Origin of the sequence: Sulfitobacter sp. HI0129, assembly GCF_001635395.1 — a bacterium.
In the GTDB taxonomy this organism is placed as follows: Bacteria; Pseudomonadota; Alphaproteobacteria; order Rhodobacterales; family Rhodobacteraceae; genus Sulfitobacter.
Genome location: NZ_LWGH01000030.1, coordinates 1 through 349, shown reverse-complemented (window position 1 = coordinate 349; position 349 = coordinate 1). Strand labels below are relative to the sequence as shown.

1 rRNA gene is annotated in these 349 nt (G+C 58.5%); it reads right to left on the bottom strand.

What is annotated here, in order from left to right:
* Positions 1-349: ribosomal RNA gene (locus tag A3764_RS00355) — 23S ribosomal RNA — on the bottom strand; the annotation flags it as partial.

Below are 349 nucleotides of genomic sequence, written 5' to 3'. Positions count from 1 at the left end.
AGCCTGTTATCCCCGGCGTACCTTTTATCCGTTGAGCGATGGCCCTCCCACTTGGGACCACCGGATCACTATGGCCGTCTTTCGACTCTGCTCGACTTGTCAGTCTTGCAGTCAGGCTGGCTTCTGCCATTGCACTCAACGAGCGATTTCCGACCGCTCTGAGCCAACCTTCGCGCGCCTCCGTTACGATTTAGGAGGCGACCGCCCCAGTCAAACTACCCACCACACAGGGTCCCGGATCCGGATAACGGACCGCGGTTAGACATCAAGCAGAACAAGGGTGGTATCTCAAGGGAGGCTCCACGCAGACTGGCGTCCACGCTTCAAAGCCCACCACCTATCCTGCACA